The 15,639-nt window shown below is 57.6% G+C and carries 15 protein-coding genes; 4 read left to right on the forward strand and 11 right to left on the reverse strand.

From position 1 onward, the window contains the following. Positions 1–12: 12 nt before the first annotated feature. The 3 genes from AC2LD7_RS06300 to AC2LD7_RS06310 all read right to left on the reverse strand — a co-directional run bounded on the left by AC2LD7_RS06300 (position 13) and on the right by AC2LD7_RS06310 (position 2,935). The gene (locus tag AC2LD7_RS06300; protein ID WP_484596963.1) at positions 13–867 is read right to left on the reverse strand and encodes a fumarylacetoacetate hydrolase family protein; all 855 of its coding nucleotides are present in this window, start codon (positions 865–867) and stop codon (positions 13–15) included. After that, entirely contained in the window at positions 867–1,943 is a 1,077-nt protein-coding gene (locus AC2LD7_RS06305) for an amidohydrolase family protein (RefSeq protein ID WP_484596964.1), read from the reverse strand. Before AC2LD7_RS06305 ends, AC2LD7_RS06300 begins: the two co-directional genes overlap by 1 nt. Before the next feature lie 341 nt (positions 1,944–2,284). Beyond that, complete coding sequence (locus AC2LD7_RS06310; protein ID WP_021207957.1) at positions 2,285–2,935, reverse strand: TetR/AcrR family transcriptional regulator; 651 nt, start codon at positions 2,933–2,935, stop codon at positions 2,285–2,287. Between the two features lie 260 nt (positions 2,936–3,195). Between AC2LD7_RS06310 and AC2LD7_RS06315 the strand changes: the two genes are divergently transcribed. Continuing rightward, positions 3,196–4,827, forward strand: coding sequence for an ATP-dependent acyl-CoA ligase (locus tag AC2LD7_RS06315; RefSeq protein WP_484597017.1), 1,632 nt, complete (start codon positions 3,196–3,198; stop codon positions 4,825–4,827). Positions 4,828–4,938: 111 nt separating this feature from the next. Here the strand turns inward: AC2LD7_RS06315 and AC2LD7_RS06320 are convergent, their stop codons facing one another. Further along, positions 4,939–5,739 (reverse strand): SDR family NAD(P)-dependent oxidoreductase, encoded by an 801-nt coding sequence (locus tag AC2LD7_RS06320; protein WP_484596965.1) that lies wholly within the window; start codon positions 5,737–5,739, stop codon positions 4,939–4,941. A gap of 103 nt (positions 5,740–5,842) precedes the next feature. Here AC2LD7_RS06320 and AC2LD7_RS06325 point away from each other — a divergent pair, with 103 nt between their 5' ends. Beyond that, the gene (locus tag AC2LD7_RS06325; protein ID WP_417780127.1) at positions 5,843–6,586 is read left to right on the forward strand and encodes a DUF2889 domain-containing protein; all 744 of its coding nucleotides are present in this window, start codon (positions 5,843–5,845) and stop codon (positions 6,584–6,586) included. Between the two features lie 57 nt (positions 6,587–6,643). On the opposite strand, the gene AC2LD7_RS06330 is transcribed toward AC2LD7_RS06325, so the two are convergent. The 4 genes from AC2LD7_RS06330 to AC2LD7_RS06345 form a co-directional block, all read right to left on the reverse strand. Then, the gene (locus AC2LD7_RS06330; RefSeq protein ID WP_042928779.1) at positions 6,644–7,219 is read right to left on the reverse strand and encodes an aromatic-ring-hydroxylating dioxygenase subunit beta; all 576 of its coding nucleotides are present in this window, start codon (positions 7,217–7,219) and stop codon (positions 6,644–6,646) included. Positions 7,220–7,266: 47 nt separating this feature from the next. Continuing rightward, a complete protein-coding gene (locus AC2LD7_RS06335; RefSeq protein WP_417780126.1) occupies positions 7,267–8,673 on the reverse strand; it encodes an aromatic ring-hydroxylating dioxygenase subunit alpha in 1,407 nt (468 codons plus the stop codon). 137 nt (positions 8,674–8,810) lie between these two features. Next, a complete protein-coding gene (locus AC2LD7_RS06340) occupies positions 8,811–9,806 on the reverse strand; it encodes a fumarylacetoacetate hydrolase family protein (protein WP_417780125.1) in 996 nt (331 codons plus the stop codon). Continuing rightward, positions 9,803–10,504 carry an SDR family NAD(P)-dependent oxidoreductase gene (locus tag AC2LD7_RS06345; protein ID WP_417780124.1) on the reverse strand — a complete coding sequence of 234 codons (702 nt, stop codon included), beginning with the start codon at positions 10,502–10,504 and terminating at the stop codon, positions 9,803–9,805. Before AC2LD7_RS06345 ends, AC2LD7_RS06340 begins: the two co-directional genes overlap by 4 nt. Positions 10,505–10,636: 132 nt before the next feature. On the opposite strand from AC2LD7_RS06345, the gene AC2LD7_RS06350 reads away from it, so the two are divergent. After that, complete coding sequence (locus AC2LD7_RS06350) at positions 10,637–11,035, forward strand: Zn-ribbon domain-containing OB-fold protein (RefSeq protein WP_131648019.1); 399 nt, start codon at positions 10,637–10,639, stop codon at positions 11,033–11,035. Next, on the forward strand, positions 11,036–12,226 hold the full coding sequence (locus tag AC2LD7_RS06355) for a thiolase family protein (RefSeq protein WP_484596966.1): 1,191 nt from the start codon (positions 11,036–11,038) through the stop codon (positions 12,224–12,226). 3 nt (positions 12,227–12,229) lie between these two features. On the opposite strand, the gene AC2LD7_RS06360 is transcribed toward AC2LD7_RS06355, so the two are convergent. The 3 genes from AC2LD7_RS06360 to AC2LD7_RS06370 form a co-directional block, all read right to left on the reverse strand. After that, positions 12,230–13,024, reverse strand: a complete 795-nt coding sequence (locus AC2LD7_RS06360; RefSeq protein ID WP_484596967.1) for an IclR family transcriptional regulator — start codon at positions 13,022–13,024, stop codon at positions 12,230–12,232. A gap of 91 nt (positions 13,025–13,115) precedes the next feature. Further along, the gene (locus AC2LD7_RS06365) at positions 13,116–14,702 is read right to left on the reverse strand and encodes an MFS transporter (protein ID WP_484596968.1); all 1,587 of its coding nucleotides are present in this window, start codon (positions 14,700–14,702) and stop codon (positions 13,116–13,118) included. Positions 14,703–14,742: 40 nt separating this feature from the next. Next, complete coding sequence (locus AC2LD7_RS06370; protein WP_484596969.1) at positions 14,743–15,639, reverse strand: fumarylacetoacetate hydrolase family protein; 897 nt, start codon at positions 15,637–15,639, stop codon at positions 14,743–14,745.

Raw genomic sequence — 15,639 nt, forward strand, 5'->3', positions numbered from 1 at the left:
TTCGCTCTCGATTTAGACGCTGGGCTTTTCGCCAACTACGTTACGTAGCGTACCTATGCCTTCCACGGTCGCCTCGACCACATCGCCAGGGTTTAAATACACGCCAGTTCCCATCCCGACTCCTGCCGGCGACCCCGTGAACAACACGTCACCGCAAGCAAAGCTGGAGCGCTGCTGGACGAAGCTGATCAACTCACCAACATTCCAGGTCATTTCGCTGGTAGAGCTGTCCTGACGGGTTTCGCCATTTACTTTCAAAGTCAACCTGAGAGCTGGAGACCCCGCCGGGAACTCATCCTTGGTGACGATCCATGGACCCAGTCCGGTGGTCTTGTCCTGGCTTTTGGCGGCGAACAGATCCATTCCGATCCCCGGCGGACCGCTGAGCTGCAGGTCGCGGGCGCTTACATCATTGCCAACGGTATATCCCAGGACGCAACCCAAGGGATCAGCCAGGTCGATTTCGCTGCCGCCAATGACTGCCACCAGCTCGACCTCGTGATCGAGCTTTTCGGTCAGCGGCGGAAAGCGAATCGGATCGTGGGCTCCAATGAGTGCACCGTAGGCCTTGAGGAAGGCCACAGGCTGTGCCGGCGCGCTGAGGCCAAAATCCTCGGCGAGGTGCTTGGTGTAATTCGCCCCAGCGACAACCACTCGATTAACGGGCTCGATTGGCGGTAACAGGCGAACCTGGGAAAGCGGCACTGGCCGCCCCAGGAAACGCAACGCACTGATTCCCTTGCCCTGGGCGATGGCAGGAGCCCACTCGGAAAACGGGCCGACAATGGGAGTGACTTCGTCCTGTTGGATATCGACTACCGCCCAGAAGGGTTCTCCATCATTGTGGGAACAACGCGCCAGCTTCATCAGACACCAACCTTCCCGACTTTAGCGGGATCGAGGCGCAGCAATTCGCACGCGTTCTTCCAGCGGATTTTCTGCAGGTCTTCGTCCGATAGGCGAAGCCCCTCGGTCAGGTCGTGGCGGACTGCGTCGCTGCCACCGAAGTTCGATCCATAAAGCACCCGATCTGCGCCGATCACATCGACCATGGCCTGACGCATGGGAAGCTCGTGAAGCTCCACGTCGAAATAGAAATTCGGCAGATAGTCGAGGAAGGGTTTTTTGTTGTGGAAAACGTCGAGGTTCGGGTTGGTCTGGGCAAGCCGACCCAGCTGATAAGGAACGAATCCGCCACCGTGGGTGATGTAGATCTTCAGATTTGGGAAGCGATCGAGCACTCCGCCGTTAATGAGATACCACAGGCATTTGGTTTCGTCGTAGTTCATGCCGAGGATCGAGGTCGTTTCATACCGATCGGTATTAGCGTCCTTGCCCCAAGTCACGGACTGGTTGTAGCCGTGAACGAAAATCGGCAAGTCAACTTCGCACAACGCTTCCCAAACCGGGTCCAGCTCTGGCGAGTCATATTCCAGTCCGCCGAAGTTTGAGCCACCAGCGCTGAGGCCTTTCGCTCCCAGCTCGTTGCAGGCGCGGCGGATTTCCTTGGCTGCTTCGAGGGGTACGTTCAGCGGTGCGTGCGCCCAGAACATCAGCCGATTGGGCGCTGCCGAGCAATACTCAGCCATCACATCGTTGACCTTGCGAGCGAACGGGACCGCGAATTCGGCCTCGGTCCAATACATGTAGCAATGGCTTGGAACGGACAGAACCTGAGCATCCTGCCCCGCCGCATCCATGGCCGCGAGGCGGTTGCTCGGGTCGCGCCATTTGGCCATGTATTCTTCGACGTTCAAGGTCTCGCCGCGGGCATGGGCCTCGCGCAAGGCTTTCTTACGCTCTGGTGCGCCTAGAGAAAGAATCCACTCACCGACACGCAATTTGATATCGCCATCGGGCTGCGACTCAAAAGCCGGACCCCAATGGGGATGCTGGTCGTAGTAATCAGGGTGTGGCGCATGGGCGTGAAGATCGATAAGCATGTCCGGTTACCTCAGAAATTGTCACTTTTTAAAATTATGTATAGCGCAGTGCAGCTGCGCCGTATAACCGGGGTCGACTGCCCCTGAACGGCAGTCTGCAAGCCCCATTGACAGAGCATAAAATTAATCTGTTCATAAATCAAAAAACTGTTCAATTTATTTTTACGATAACGCCGAAAGCGCTGTTCTAGAGCGTCTCTTTACAGAAGCCATCACCACACAAAAACGTAAATTCGCCCGAATCGCGGCTCTATTCGCATGCTGGCTGCAAAAATGGCGCGCAAAAAAAAGCAGAGCTCTCGGAAGGAGAGCTCTGCTTTAGGTGTATCGGGATTAAGGGGCTAGCGGCGCGAGCGCGAAGTCGATCCGACTGTCAGCGCCGCGATCAGCTTCTTCACACGAACGGGAAGCATGCGACGGTTCGCCGACTCGGACACCAGCGTCTCGCTCATCACATAGCGGATGATCAATTCGCTGATCAGTTCGCGATCGAGCCTGACGCCAAGGCGCTCGTCCCACTGATCGAAAACGATGTCGAGCACATCCTGAAAACGAACAATGGAGTCATGGAAAATTCGGCGGAAGAACCCCAGCGCATATTCAGGCGCGACCGTCAGCAGGCGCTGCGCGCGACTTTGCTCGAGGTAATTGTCCAAATAGACGATAAGCGCGTTGAGCCGCGCATCCGGATCGGCGATATCTCCCAACGCCTGGGTCAGCGATGTATGGAAACTGTCGCGCTTGTGTCTGGAGAAGGTATCGAGCAGGTCGTCTTGCGACGAGAAGTATCGATAGAACGTCCCACGGGAAACACCGGCGACCTGGCACACGTCAAGGATCGAAATGCGATCAGCACCTGATCGCAGCACTACTTCTTCGGTGGCCGCGAGGATATTGGAAATGGTCTCTTCCGACCGGCGGTTGGGTTTTACCTTGGCACCAGAAGATGAAACGCCAATGCCCTGACGAACGGTTTTCTTGACAGTACTCACAGGTTTCACACGGGGTGCGGCCTTTTTTTTCGGCGGAGGTGACGCTGCTTCAGCAAGCTGATTTGCGCGCTTTGGCATGGGGGCACGGGCTCATAACAAGAAAGATACGCAACACTAGCATATGAAATAGGCAACATAATCTAGATTTGTTCAACTTTTGCCTAAAGACATTCTGTGAATTTGTATTTAGAATCGAATTCTCCCTTCAAAATAACATCAGGCGATCCAGCGACTGGCGGCGCCCCACAAGGAGAAGAGCCATGAGCGGCACGGGAAATTCAGACACCTGGGCAGTAGGCGAAAGAGACACTGTTATCGCAGCGCTTGAGCGCGCTGTGGCGCGGCATCCAGACAAGGTTCTGCTTGATTTTAGTGGTGAGTTATACACATACAGAGAAACTGATCTACTTTCCACCAAAATGGCTCATTCGCTGGCTTCGCTGGGTGTGCAGGCAGGCGAAACGGTACTGACGATGCTGAACAACAACATCGACGCCGTCGTGACATGGCTCGCGATCAACAAGCTTCGCGCCGTTAGCGTGCCGATCAATACCGCCTTGAAGGGCGAGTTTTTGCGCCACCAGATAGCCGACACCAATACCAAGGTGGTGATCTGCGAGGCGGCCTATCTGGATCGTATAGTGCCGCTTGCATCGAAATTGTCTGAGGTGCAGAGCATTCTTTACCGTGGCCAGCTGGATTCGCTTCCTGAAAGCGCCATTTCGGTCGCTTCGCTGGATGAGTTCCGCGGCCATGACGAAACGCCTTTCGAGACCAAGCCCCAGCCATCCGATCTCTCCTGCCTCATCTACACCTCGGGAACCACGGGACCATCGAAAGGCTGCATGATCAGCTACAACTTCATGTGCAACTTGGCGCGCCTGCAATTACGGGCCGGACCTGCGAACGAGAACGACGTAACCATCACGCCGCTGCCGCTTTTTCATATGAATGCCCTGTGCGTGTCGATTATCGCCAGCATTCTGGTGGGCGCGCGGGCAGCGATACTGCCGCGCTTCTCCGTTTCCAACTTTTGGCAGGAAGTCGAACGCTCCGGCGCCACCATTGCTTCGATTCTCGGTGGCATGGGCGGACTGCTGGCAAAGGCGCCTGAAAACGACGCGATGAAGCGGTGTTATGGCCAGATCCATACGGCTCGCGGCAATCCATATACCGAGGAGACCAAGAAAATATGGCGTGAGCGCTTTGGCACCAAGCTGGTAGGCGGTAATGGCTACGGTCTCACCGAGGCCTGCGTGATTACTTCGCTTGCAGGTGGCGAATATGCGGCGCCTGGCTCGTCAGGCAAGCGCATCCCGGACTTCGATGTACGCATTGTCGATGATGAAGATCGCGAAGTGCCGGCGAACACGTCCGGTGAGATTGTGGTGCGCCCGCTGCGCCCGGACATCATGTTCCAAGGCTATTGGCAGCGCCCGGAGGACACCCTGAAGCTGATGCGCAACATGTGGTTCCACACGGGCGACATCGGCAAGTTCGATGACGACGGCTTCTTCTATTTCGTCGACCGGAAAAAAGATTATCTGCGCAGGCGTGGCGAGAACATTTCCAGCTTCGAGATGGAGGCCGCTTTCGCCGTGCACCCGGACATTTCCGAAGTTGCGGTACACGCCGTTCCGTCGGACAAGGGTGAAGATGACGTAAAGGTCACTGCGGTATTGCACGCTGACGCGAAGCTCCAGCCAGAAGAGCTATTCAGGTGGGCCACCGACTCGGTGCCTTACTACGCGCTGCCACGGTACATCGAATTCCGCGAGACGCTGCCGAAAAATCCCCAGGGGCGAGTGTTGAAATACCTCCTTCGGGACGAAGGTAAAACAACCTCGACCTGGGACTGGGAAGATACGGACATCAAGGTCGATAAGCGCTAAGATTGCTGCGAGGGGCTGGGCACAGCCCCTTTCCCGCCTCGCAAAACAACCGGGGCGGCCAAGGAATGGGAATGGCATGTGGGCGCAGCGAGAGCTGCGCCCACAATTGTTTCAGTACTCTCGAACTGGAACGTCTTTAGGGCGTGAGTCGTAGCCCGGCAAATGCAGGCCGCCATCCACGTGAATGGTCTCGCCAGTAATGAAACGCGACATCTCCGAGGCCAGGAATACCACTACCGGGCCAATGTCCTCCTCCGGATCGCCACAGCGCCCCAATGGCCGCATCGAGGCCGACATTTCAGCGAACCCCGGGTTTTCAGCAGCCAGCTTATGAAAGGTAGCGCCCATGGCTGTGGGCGCTACGGCATTAACGCAAATGTTGAACCTCCCCCACTCCGACGCAGCGCTGCGGGTCAGGCCGACAATGGCTGATTTAGCGGTGTTGTAATCGCCATGCAGCCACGCACCGATCTCGGTGTCGATGGAGTAGAAGTTGACTATCTTTCCACCGCCGCGTGCCTTCATATGAGGCAGCGCAGCCTTCATCGCCCACCAGGCCGCCCATACCGTGGAGTTAAGCGTTTGGGCCAGCATCTCATCGGTCTTATCTTCAAGCAGGACGTTGGGCGTAGGCGCGAAGGCGTTGTTCACCAGGACATCGAGCCCACCGAATTCATCCACGGCAGCCTGAATGGCCGCCTCGATGTCTTCCTTGCTGGAAACATCGGTCTTCACAAAGAGCGCCCTGGCGCCCAACGCTTTCAGCTCTTGCGCAACGGCTGCGCCGCTTTGTTCGTCCAGCTCCGCAACTACCACCGCAGCGCCCGCCTTGGCGAAGCTCAACGCCACACCTCGACCTATACCGCCGCCCGCGCCAGTGATAAGCGCCACACGCTCTCGTAACAGTTTCATAGCCCCTCCTTTCTTGTTGTTAGATAGACAATTTTTACTATAGTGTTCAAATATACTCTTGTCCGCATCATCGGGCATTATTCGGTAATAAAAGGATAACTAGATGAGTACGTTTCGCCGCCGAGTGGACATAGTGACCAGCGAAGAACACGGCGAAGGTGAAGTTCGCGCGGCTCTCGAAGATGACTTTCATCACTTTCGCGTATGGGCGAAATACCAAGCCGGCGCACTGATTGCTGTCGGTGGTAAAGCGATACGGTACCCCTACACCGCTTGCCTGCAGGCAACCGAGCCCCTTGAGCGCCTGGTCGGCATGCCGCTCAGCCGGGTCGCCCATTCGGTAACACGCCAGACGGACGCAACGCACCAGTGCACGCATCTACTCGATCTGGCAGGGCTGGCGATTGCCGCAGCTGCCCGTCAGAGTCGCAGGCGTCGTTACGATATCGAGATTCCTGGCCGGGTCGACAATCGAACAATCGCGAGATTGACGCGAGATCAGGACTGGAAACTGGACTGGTCCGTAAATGGTCCGCTTATCGAGGCTCCCGAGACTTACGCCGGAGTCAATCTACGCGAGGGGATGGCGCGCTGGGCGTTGCAAACATTGTCGGAAGAGGAAGCGGAAGCTGCTTTGATACTGCGCCGCTGTACGCTCATTTCGTTGGGACGGGAACGTGACCTGGACAGGCAGATACATGCAGTCCCGAGCGGCCTCTGCTATAGCCAGCAACCCAAGCGAGCGGAACAAGCCATACGCATGAAGGGTTCGACGTGGGATTTCGAATCGTCGCAAGAACAACTGTGTGCTAGTGATCAGGATTGGCTGAACAGCCGAGGATCATAGCGAAGGACGAATTGCGCATAAGACGGCCCGCACCCCGAAAGAGGTGCGGGCTCGTCATCAGAGGAATACAGCGAGGTTTGGAGTGCCCAGAACGGCCTGGTCGATAATGACTTCGCGCCGCGCCAGCTTGAAGCCGTCTTCGCGCATACGCAGCACGTCGCGACGTTCACCACTGATGATGTCGACGTGGTGGTCCTTGAACCGGCTGCGCGTCAACAGCAGATAACTGGTCACCACATACTCATCAGGGTTGGCGGTTTCCTCGACGAACACATTCGTCACCAGCCGCCGGGTACGCGACGGCGGATCTTCCGCCCAGGCACTCTTGCCGGAAAGGCGAAGCACACGCCCCATGATCGACCGATAGTCATCGTGGTAATGCTGAACGGTACGCACGATGCTCGCCGACAGCTCGGACTGGGTGCGGGTATGCCGCAGCGGCACGGTATAGATCAGATCGGTATCAAGCCGTGCTGCCCATTCCTGCAGACGAATCTGATCCAGTAGCGTTGCTTCCTCGTAAAGGAAGGTCACGGCCTGGTTGTAAATATCCGCCCCGACCGGCACACGCTTGATACCGACCGGAGAGCCCGGCTGGATCTGGTCCTCGCCGCGTTGTTGAACTTCTGCCATGGAAATCTCCATTACTTTTTATTGTCGTGACCCGGGCCAGCGAGTGCCTATTTTTCGTCCGAAACGGTCATCAGTTCGTGCCAGTACTGCCACCAGTGCCACTGGGTATCGTCTTTGGTGAAGCCTTCGTTGACGATGCCTGGGCCTGGCCATCCTTCCGGCGCGCCGGTTTCGAAGCAGGCTTGATACTTGAGCGTGCTCTTGCGACCCATTGCGCCCTTGGCGGACTGAGTCATATGGGGCCAGGTATCGGAGTCGTCCTGCTCGACCATGCCGGATGTACCAAACAGCTGAATGGTCTGCTTGAGCATCTTTTCACGAAGCTCTGGTGGCGCATCCTTCTCGGCGAATACCCAGTTGACGAACTCAAGCTTGTCCGGACCTTGAGGAACATAGGCGTGCAGCGTCATGGAGCCGACCACGCTGCCGTCCGGCTGCGGGATATAAACGAAGCCAAACAGAATGTTCGGGAACATGCCTCCCACCTGCGGCGGCATACTGGTCAACACCTTGAGCTGATCTTCACTGAGGTTGCGCGCCAGCTGCTCGACCATGTCACGCGTCATGCCGGCAGGAGGCAGCGCGTTCAGTTTTTCCTCGACCGACAAGGTCGCCGGATCCAGCCCCGTCAGGCGCTTGATCTTGCGCGCCAGATCAATGCAACGCAGTGCATGACCATGGGGAGAGCTGATCTCGACGCCGATCATTTCTGGACTCAGGTCGGTACCCTCGCCCTCGCCTTCGCCTTTCTTGGCGTAGTTGCCCACTTCACCCAGCCAGCGGTGCAAGGTCAGGGTATGGAAGCCATCGGCGGCGGACTGTTCGCCAGCGGTCTTCCAGTTGGCGTTCACGATGAACCGCTGCGGTGGGCCCAATACCTCCATGCCCTTGTCGCTGCGGCAGAAGAGCATGTCGTAATACCATTTGGCGTCGCCCAGGAACTCATCGAAAGACGGGCCGTCAACGTTCCAGGTTGCGAAGATCAGGCCGCCATAAAGCGTTACGCGAGCCTTCTTCAGACCCAGCTCTTCCTTGGCCATCATCTTGCCATGCATGCACTCGCGTTCGATTGGCGAGCCGATGAAGTCACCATTGGGCCGGAACGCCCAACCATGGTAGATGCACTTGTGAATCTGCGTATTACCGCAATCGGCGGTGCTGATCCGCATGCCGCGGTGCGGGCAGACGTTGAGCGAGACGTGAACTTCGCCCTCTTTAGTTCGGGCGGCAATCACCGAATCCGAGCCCATGTCGCGAACGATGAAATCGCCGGAGTTAGGAATTTCGGATTCGTGGCCGAGCAAGACCCAGATCTTGCCGAAGATCTTTTCCATCTCCAGCTCATAGATTTCCCGGTCACTCAGGACACGCATCTGTACTTCACGTGTCGCTGGGTAGATTAGATCCGAGACCTTGGTTCCGTCGGACAATACGGGGCTCGTTGTTGTTAGCATGATTGCCTCCTGTTTATAGGCATAGCCGCTGATAGCGATTGAGACAGGCTGAATATAAGACACTTTTCTCCAATATGTACACTACATGTCCATATTATTTATGTGACATCTTGCTGCTGAAAACCGGCGAGGCTAGCTCATCCGTTAGTGGCGGTGCCAACTCGGGTTCGCAGCACGCCGATGCCCTGCACTTCTAATTCCACTAGGTCTCCGGGCTTCAGGTAACGCAGCTGCTCCAACCCGCAACCATTGCCCACGGTGCCGGAGCCGAGAAATTCGCCGGGGTACAGCGTTTCCGAACGTGAAACATGAGCGATGACATCTTCGAACTGCCAGCGCATGTCTCGGGTGTTGCCCCGCCCCCATTCTTCACCATTCACCCGCGCCACCATGTCCAGGTCATAGGGGTCGCCCAACTCGTCGGCGGTGACCAGGCAGGGGCCCATGATGTTGGCCGTATCGAAATCTTTGCTCTTGGCGGGACCGAGCATTCCAGACATTTCTTTCGCCTGGGCATCGCGCGCGCTCATGTCATTGAATATGGTGTAGCCAACGATGTGCGAGCGGGCCGTATCACGGCTTATGTCCTTGCCCCGCTTACCGATGTAGCAGCCGAATTCCAGTTCGAAATCCAATGCTCTGCTAAAGCTCGGCCACTGAAACTCATCGTCGATACCGACTACCGCAAAGCGGTTGCATTTGTAATAGATCGGCTGTCGGTTAAAGGTCTCGATTACCCGATCATCGGCCCCCGTATTCATCGCTTTCAGCGTTGCTTCTGGGTCCGGCGTACGTAGGGCACGCGCTCGTCTGGCGGCGGCGAAACTCTGTTTCAAGTGCAGCTCGAAGCATGAACAGTCACGCATCTGCGGCGGTGGCTGGATCGGCGCGCGCAGCTTGACGGTGGCGCGTTCGATGACAGCTGCGGAGGGCGCCTTGGCTACCAGCGTCCGAGCTTGTTCGAGGGCCTGTTCGCCGCCTTCGATCAACGTCAGAACGCTGGCGAATTCGGGGCTCTCACGACCTTGCATACTGCGATAGGCAGTCTGGAGGTCGACAATCAGCCCATCATTTTCGATCAATGCCCCGGCGCGCTCGAAGCCAGCGCTATCGGTATAGGTTACGAGCCTCATACGCGACCACTCACAGGCAGGCAGGCGCCGGTTACAGCGGCCGCTTCGTCCGACAGAAGAAACGCGATTACCGATGCCAGTGCTGTTGGCGATACCCAGCGGCCCGGATCGGCGTCCGGCATGTCGGCGCGATTGGTCGGCGTATCGATGATGCTTGGCAGTACGGCATTGACAGTGACGCCCCGATCCTTGACCTCCTCTGCCAGCGCCTCGGTCAGACGAACCACGCCAGCCTTGGACGCCGCATAGGCGCCCATACCCATGCCAGCCTTGAGTGCGGCCAATGCGCCGACATTTACGATCCGCCCCGAACCAGTCGCGGTGAGATGGGGCAGTGCCGCCTGGGAAGCTACTACCGCAGTGCGCACGTTCATTTGATACATGCGATCCCAGGTATCGAGGCTTCCGGATTCAAGCGTTTCCCAGGCGAAACCGCCGGCTACGTTGACCAATCCATCGATGCGCCCGAAATGCTCGACTACCCTGTTCAATGCCTCCGCTGCCGCGTCGACGGACGTCAGGTCAACGCCGCCGATGGCATGCAGTTGTGCAGCTTCAGGTAATGAGCCGGACAGCTCGGCGCGGTCGAGTAGCGCTACTCGGGCACCTCGGGCCAGAAGCAGATCGCCAAGGGTTCTACCAAGCACGCCGAAGCCGCCTGTGACGACAATGGTCTTGTCCTGCAAAGACTGGGACATACTGAAAGCCTCTTGTTTTTTTCTACGACGCACCGCTCGGAGCAGTGCCAACTCGAAACGAAATATGACACTTTTCGATTTTATGTACAAATGATAACGTAACTGAAAGATGCGCACCTGGATGGAATGTCGATGCCTAGAAAACTACCCGCGCTGAACGCCGATACCCTCGCCTTCTGGCAGGGCGGCAAGCGAGGCGAACTGCTGATTCACCATTGCGAAGCATGTTCTCAGTTCTTTCATCCTCCCGGTCCCATATGTCCTCGCTGTGCCAGTTTCGAGGTCGGCCCACGCTCAGTCTCCGGTAAAGGCACGGTGGTGAGCTACACGCTTAACTACCAGCCATGGACCGCCGAACTCGACGTGCCGTACGTCGTAGCGATCATCGAGTTGGTCGAGCAGTCGGGTCTGCGCTTCGTCAGTAATGTTATCGGCATGGATCCGCAACAGGTGCATATCGACATGCCGGTCCGAGTCAGCTTCCTGAACGTCGAGGATGTCTGGCTGCCCATGTTCGAAAGGGATCAATGAATGTTCGATCGTCGATACGATAAACAAGTAGCCATCACCGGCATCGGACAGTCCGAAATCGGTCGCCCATCTTCGCTGTCAGCAATGCGCCTGACGCTTGACGCCTGCCTGGAAGCCATTACCGACGCAGGCCTGGAGCGTAGCGACATAGACGGCGTCGCGTGCTGGCCGGGGGACAACAACAACGGCGACCCCTTTTCTCCCGTTGGCCCCAGCGCGCTCAAAAGCACACTGGGCCTGAACGTAAACTGGTTCGGTGCAGGCTATGAAGGCCCCGGCCCGCTTGCTGGCGTGATCAACGCAGCCATGGCCATCGAAGCAGGCCTGTGCAAACACGTGCTGGTATTTCGCACCATCACCGAAGCATCGGCCCGCATGTCGAACAAGCAGGCTGGCGCGCTCACCAACAAGACCCAGGGCCGCGACAGCAGCTTTGCGTGGCAATGGTTCACGCCGTTCAACGTAATGTCCGGCATCAACCTAATGGCGCTCTATGCGCAGCGCCATTTTCATGAGTACGGCACACGACCCGAACAGCTGGCTCAGATAGCCCTGACCTGTCGCCGAAATGCGATGCGTAATCCCAAGGCACTTTATCGAACGCCGATGACCATGGACGACTACATGACATCGCGGATGATCTCGACTCCACTGCGTATGTTCGATTGCGACGTACATTGCGATGCATCCACCGCAATCGTACTGTCGCGGCGAGATACCGCGCGCGACACGCGCAATACGCCGATTCGTATCGAATCCATTGGCGCGGCATTGAATCAGCCGTGGTCGTGGGATCAGATCTCGCTCACCCAGATGGCGGCTTTCGACGTAGGTCGGATGATGTGGGACCGCACCGACTATCGCCCCCAGGATGTCGACTCCGCGCAGCTATACGACGGCTTTTCCATCCTCACCATGATCTGGCTGGAGGCCCTGGGGCTCTGCCCGACCGGCGAAAGCGGCGCGTTCGTCGAGGGTGGTCAGCGTATCGCGCTGGACGGCGAGCTACCTATCAATACCAATGGCGGCCAGCTTTCCGGCGGCCGCACCCACGGCCTGGGCTATGTGCATGAGGCCTGCCTGCAGCTATGGGGGCGAGCCGAGGGGCGGCAGACTACGGAGAACCGAGTCTGCGCAGTGGCGGCTGGAGGTGGCCCATTGGGCGGCAGTCTTTTGCTGGTTCGGGAATAGTTACTAGAAGAGAACGCTGGTCAGTTCGCTGCAGAATTCTACGAGGGCATCGCCCAATTCGGCGATGCCCTCCTCATCACGCTGACCGCGGAACATCACTGCCGAAACCGTAAAGTCGATGCTGCCGCCGGGGGAAAAAACAGGCGCGGCAACGGCAAGAATGCCCACGGAAAAATGGCCATCGTCTGTTGCCCAGCCTCGCTTCTGAGCCTCGCGTACTTCTTCCCGGTACATATCGAAAGGCAACGGTCGAGCCCAGCGGATGCTGTCGTAGGTCGCGTGTATTTCGGGGCTGTCGAGATCGATCTGCGTCGCGAACAATCTGCCGCTGGCACCCATCAGCATCGGCAGACGTTGCCCTTCGGCCATATCGATTCGAACGTCCGTGGGGCTTGCCGCGGAACTGACGATCACAATGCGGTCCGCACCCAGGCGCCGCCACAACGTGACAGTGATGCTCTGCCTCGCAGCCAAGCTTTGCAATAACGGCTTCGCCAGCTGCACCCGCTGCCCCTGGGTGACCAACTGCTCAACGAGACGCGCCAGCCCTATCCCCGCCGAATAGCGCTTTGACATGAGATTGAAATCCACCACGTCTTCAGCGACCAATGTGCGCAGGATGTTGAAGCATGTGCTTGGATTGATTGAAAGCTGGCGTGCGATATCAACGGACCGCTCAGGCGTCCCGACCTGGCTCAGATGTCGCAAGATACGAATCGCATTGGCCACCGGTTTGACAAGAACGGCACCGTTGGCCTTCTGCTGTTCACCGAGGTCTATAATTTCGTTGCTATTCATGCAGATCCCTAACTCATGCTCGCTTTAGATCTGCATTCTATACTGAGAATAAAACACCGCAACTAATTCAGCATACGGATGCCAAGCGGTATTACTGATCGTTTACCGAAGGGGCTTGGTAGATGTAGCGGCGCGTTGCCAAAGTGTCACATCGGAATCGCTGCAAGCTATTTTCTCTAGACTCGTCAGCTTTGGTGACTCTAGCCCGCTGGCGCAGATATTCGAGCCAGGACTCGACGATAAAACGCTCAACGTATAGGTTCTTTTCGCTCAAATCGCGGTAAAGTCGCCAGTTCTGTGCCCCGTTTCGCCGCCTGGATTGGCCGACGTCATAGGCCGTGCGGACGAAAATGTCGCGTTCGGCATCATTGACTCGGTAGCTGATTTCCACAGACACCGGACCATCGGAATGAGAAACATCGCGTGCCAGTACCAGCTTGTCAGTCTGCTGCGCTTCAGCGAAATCAGCTTCGTTACCCAGCTCGATTGTGCCGTTACGGGTGATGAGAAGCCCCAACAGAATAGTCGCAGCAGAAATGATGAGCGCGTTATTGAGTCCGATATATTCTGCCAACGCCCCCCACAGAGCCCCGCCCAGCGCCATAGCTCCCATGAGCATTAGCAGGTACACCGAAGCGACCCGGGCACGCACCCAGTTCGCCGCGTAGGTTTGTACGACCGTGGAGATGGTCGCATTCACCGCCATCCAGCCCATGCCAGCGAAAATCAGCATCGCGCACACGACGTAACGGTTATGCGTTAGGGCAGCAGCAAGTGTTGCAGCTGCAAAAGCGATCGCACCTGCAGCAATGAGCGTGCGCAACGTAAATCGGCGATACAGCTTCGTGAGATTGAGAGCAGCTACCACTGCCCCTCCGCCCATGAATGCCATGAGCAAGCCATAGCCGCCAGCATCCATGTCGAGCTCTTCCTTAGCTACCAGAGGCATCAGCGCCCATAGTGCGCTGGCGCAACTGGTAAAAACGAACACCTGCTTCAACGCATTGAACAGGACTGACGAGTGCCGGATATAGCGCAAACCGCTGCGCATGCCGCCGCTGAAGGTTTCCGGCGGCAGGTCATGCGCCTGCCGGCTCGATTTCAAGGTGAGAATAAACAGGATCACGGCCGTCATGCACAGAGCAATCACCAGAAACACCGATGCCGCGTTCCAGTATGCGATCAGCACGCCGGCAATCGCCGGGCCCAATGCCCGAGCGGCATTGGTCGCGATGCCATTCAGCGATACTGCGGCCGGAACCTCACTTCGCGGCAACACATCGACGATGGTCACCATCCACGCGGACATTCCCAACGCGCTGCCAGTACCCAGAACAAAGGTCAGCAAAAGCAGCGTCCAGGCACCCAGTTCGCCGCTGTAGGCAAGCAGACATAGGACTGCGGCCGCGCCGAACATCGTCGCCTGCGTTACGATCAGCCAGCGGCGGCGATCCACCAGATCGGCGATCACTCCACCTGGCAGGCCGAACAAAAAGACCGGTAGCGTCATCGCCGTCTGTACCAGCGAGACCATCAGCGGTGACGACGACAGCGTCGTCATGATCCAGGCCGCACCGACCGTTTGCATCCAGATGGCCAGGTTTACGACAGCAGCAGCAAACCAGAGGCCTCGGAATATTCGGTGACGGAACGGAATCCAGGGTGATCCCTCTTTCATTGCTGCTCCTTCACACAAGGCTGCGAACGATGGGCGCCACTTAGCCTATAACGTCATCACCCACAGGCAGCCCAAGCCGGCCCACTCTGCGTGCAGCATGCAGCTCGCGCCGCTCACCGACGCGGTTGCACAGTTGCCCAACGCCCTCGATTTGGGCATCGATCACATCGCCGGGTTTTAGGAAGCTGCCCGTTTCCAGCGCCACGCCATGCGTCGAGCCAGTAAAAACCATATCCCCTGGACGAAGCGTTATTCGTGCATCGAGGTAATTCAGAAGCTCGTCCACCGGGAAAATCATGTTTCCGGTGTTGTCCTGCTGACGCTGTTCACCATTAACGCTCAGTTGCAGATTCAGTGCCGGCTGACCGGGACCACCGAGCTCATCGAGCGTAACGATCCAAGGACCTATCGGAGTAGTGCGATCCATGGCCTTTTGCGTAAGCAGGTCGAGACGACCGATCTGCCGGCCCGCATCTCGCGCACTGATGTCGTTGCCAACCGTATAGCCGAGCAAGCACGCGCTCGCCTGCGGCTCGTCCAGTAGAGGACGGGCGACCACGGCGACTAGCTCGACTTCATAGTCGAGCTCACCCGTCACGGCTGGAAACTGAATGTCTTCACCCGCGCCAACCAAAGCTGATTCCGGAATCGAATACGCCAGGGTATGTGCCGGCGCTTTGCTACCTAGCCGCTCGAGATGGCTCAGATAGTTGAGCCCAACGCCGAAAATCCGCCCGCCAGGCTGAAGTGGCGGTAGCAGGCGGCACGCTGATAGAGGAATCCACTCAGCGTCGAGATCCAGCGCCGCTTCTCCTTCCGCGCCAAGCGACGGTGCCCATTCGCTGAAAGGCGCCCGAATGGCCCGCAAGCGAAGGCCGTTGGCATCCAGCAACGCCCAAAAGGCCTCGCCGGCAACTTCCACGCGCGCGATGCGCAT

This window comes from Stutzerimonas sp., from assembly GCF_982611455.1.

Bases quoted from the DNA above. Each gene is read 5' to 3' on its own strand.
- AC2LD7_RS06355 (WP_484596966.1), top strand. From the start codon at position 11,036: ATGTTCGATCGTCGATACGATAAACAAGTAGCCATCACCGGCATCGGA.
- AC2LD7_RS06335 (WP_417780126.1), bottom strand. From the start codon at position 8,673: ATGCTAACAACAACGAGCCCCGTATTGTCCGACGGAACCAAGGTCTCG.
- AC2LD7_RS06320 (WP_484596965.1), bottom strand. From the start codon at position 5,739: ATGAAACTGTTACGAGAGCGTGTGGCGCTTATCACTGGCGCGGGCGGC.
- AC2LD7_RS06325 (WP_417780127.1), top strand. From the start codon at position 5,843: ATGAGTACGTTTCGCCGCCGAGTGGACATAGTGACCAGCGAAGAACAC.
- AC2LD7_RS06305 (WP_484596964.1), bottom strand. From the start codon at position 1,943: ATGCTTATCGATCTTCACGCCCATGCGCCACACCCTGATTACTACGAC.
- AC2LD7_RS06300 (WP_484596963.1), bottom strand. From the start codon at position 867: ATGAAGCTGGCGCGTTGTTCCCACAATGATGGAGAACCCTTCTGGGCG.
- AC2LD7_RS06345 (WP_417780124.1), bottom strand. From the start codon at position 10,504: ATGTCCCAGTCTTTGCAGGACAAGACCATTGTCGTCACAGGCGGCTTC.
- AC2LD7_RS06330 (WP_042928779.1), bottom strand. From the start codon at position 7,219: ATGGCAGAAGTTCAACAACGCGGCGAGGACCAGATCCAGCCGGGCTCT.
- AC2LD7_RS06370 (WP_484596969.1), bottom strand. From the start codon at position 15,639: ATGCGCATCGCGCGCGTGGAAGTTGCCGGCGAGGCCTTTTGGGCGTTG.
- AC2LD7_RS06340 (WP_417780125.1), bottom strand. From the start codon at position 9,806: ATGAGGCTCGTAACCTATACCGATAGCGCTGGCTTCGAGCGCGCCGGG.
- AC2LD7_RS06360 (WP_484596967.1), bottom strand. From the start codon at position 13,024: ATGAATAGCAACGAAATTATAGACCTCGGTGAACAGCAGAAGGCCAAC.
- AC2LD7_RS06365 (WP_484596968.1), bottom strand. From the start codon at position 14,702: ATGAAAGAGGGATCACCCTGGATTCCGTTCCGTCACCGAATATTCCGA.
- AC2LD7_RS06350 (WP_131648019.1), top strand. From the start codon at position 10,637: ATGCCTAGAAAACTACCCGCGCTGAACGCCGATACCCTCGCCTTCTGG.
- AC2LD7_RS06315 (WP_484597017.1), top strand. From the start codon at position 3,196: ATGAGCGGCACGGGAAATTCAGACACCTGGGCAGTAGGCGAAAGAGAC.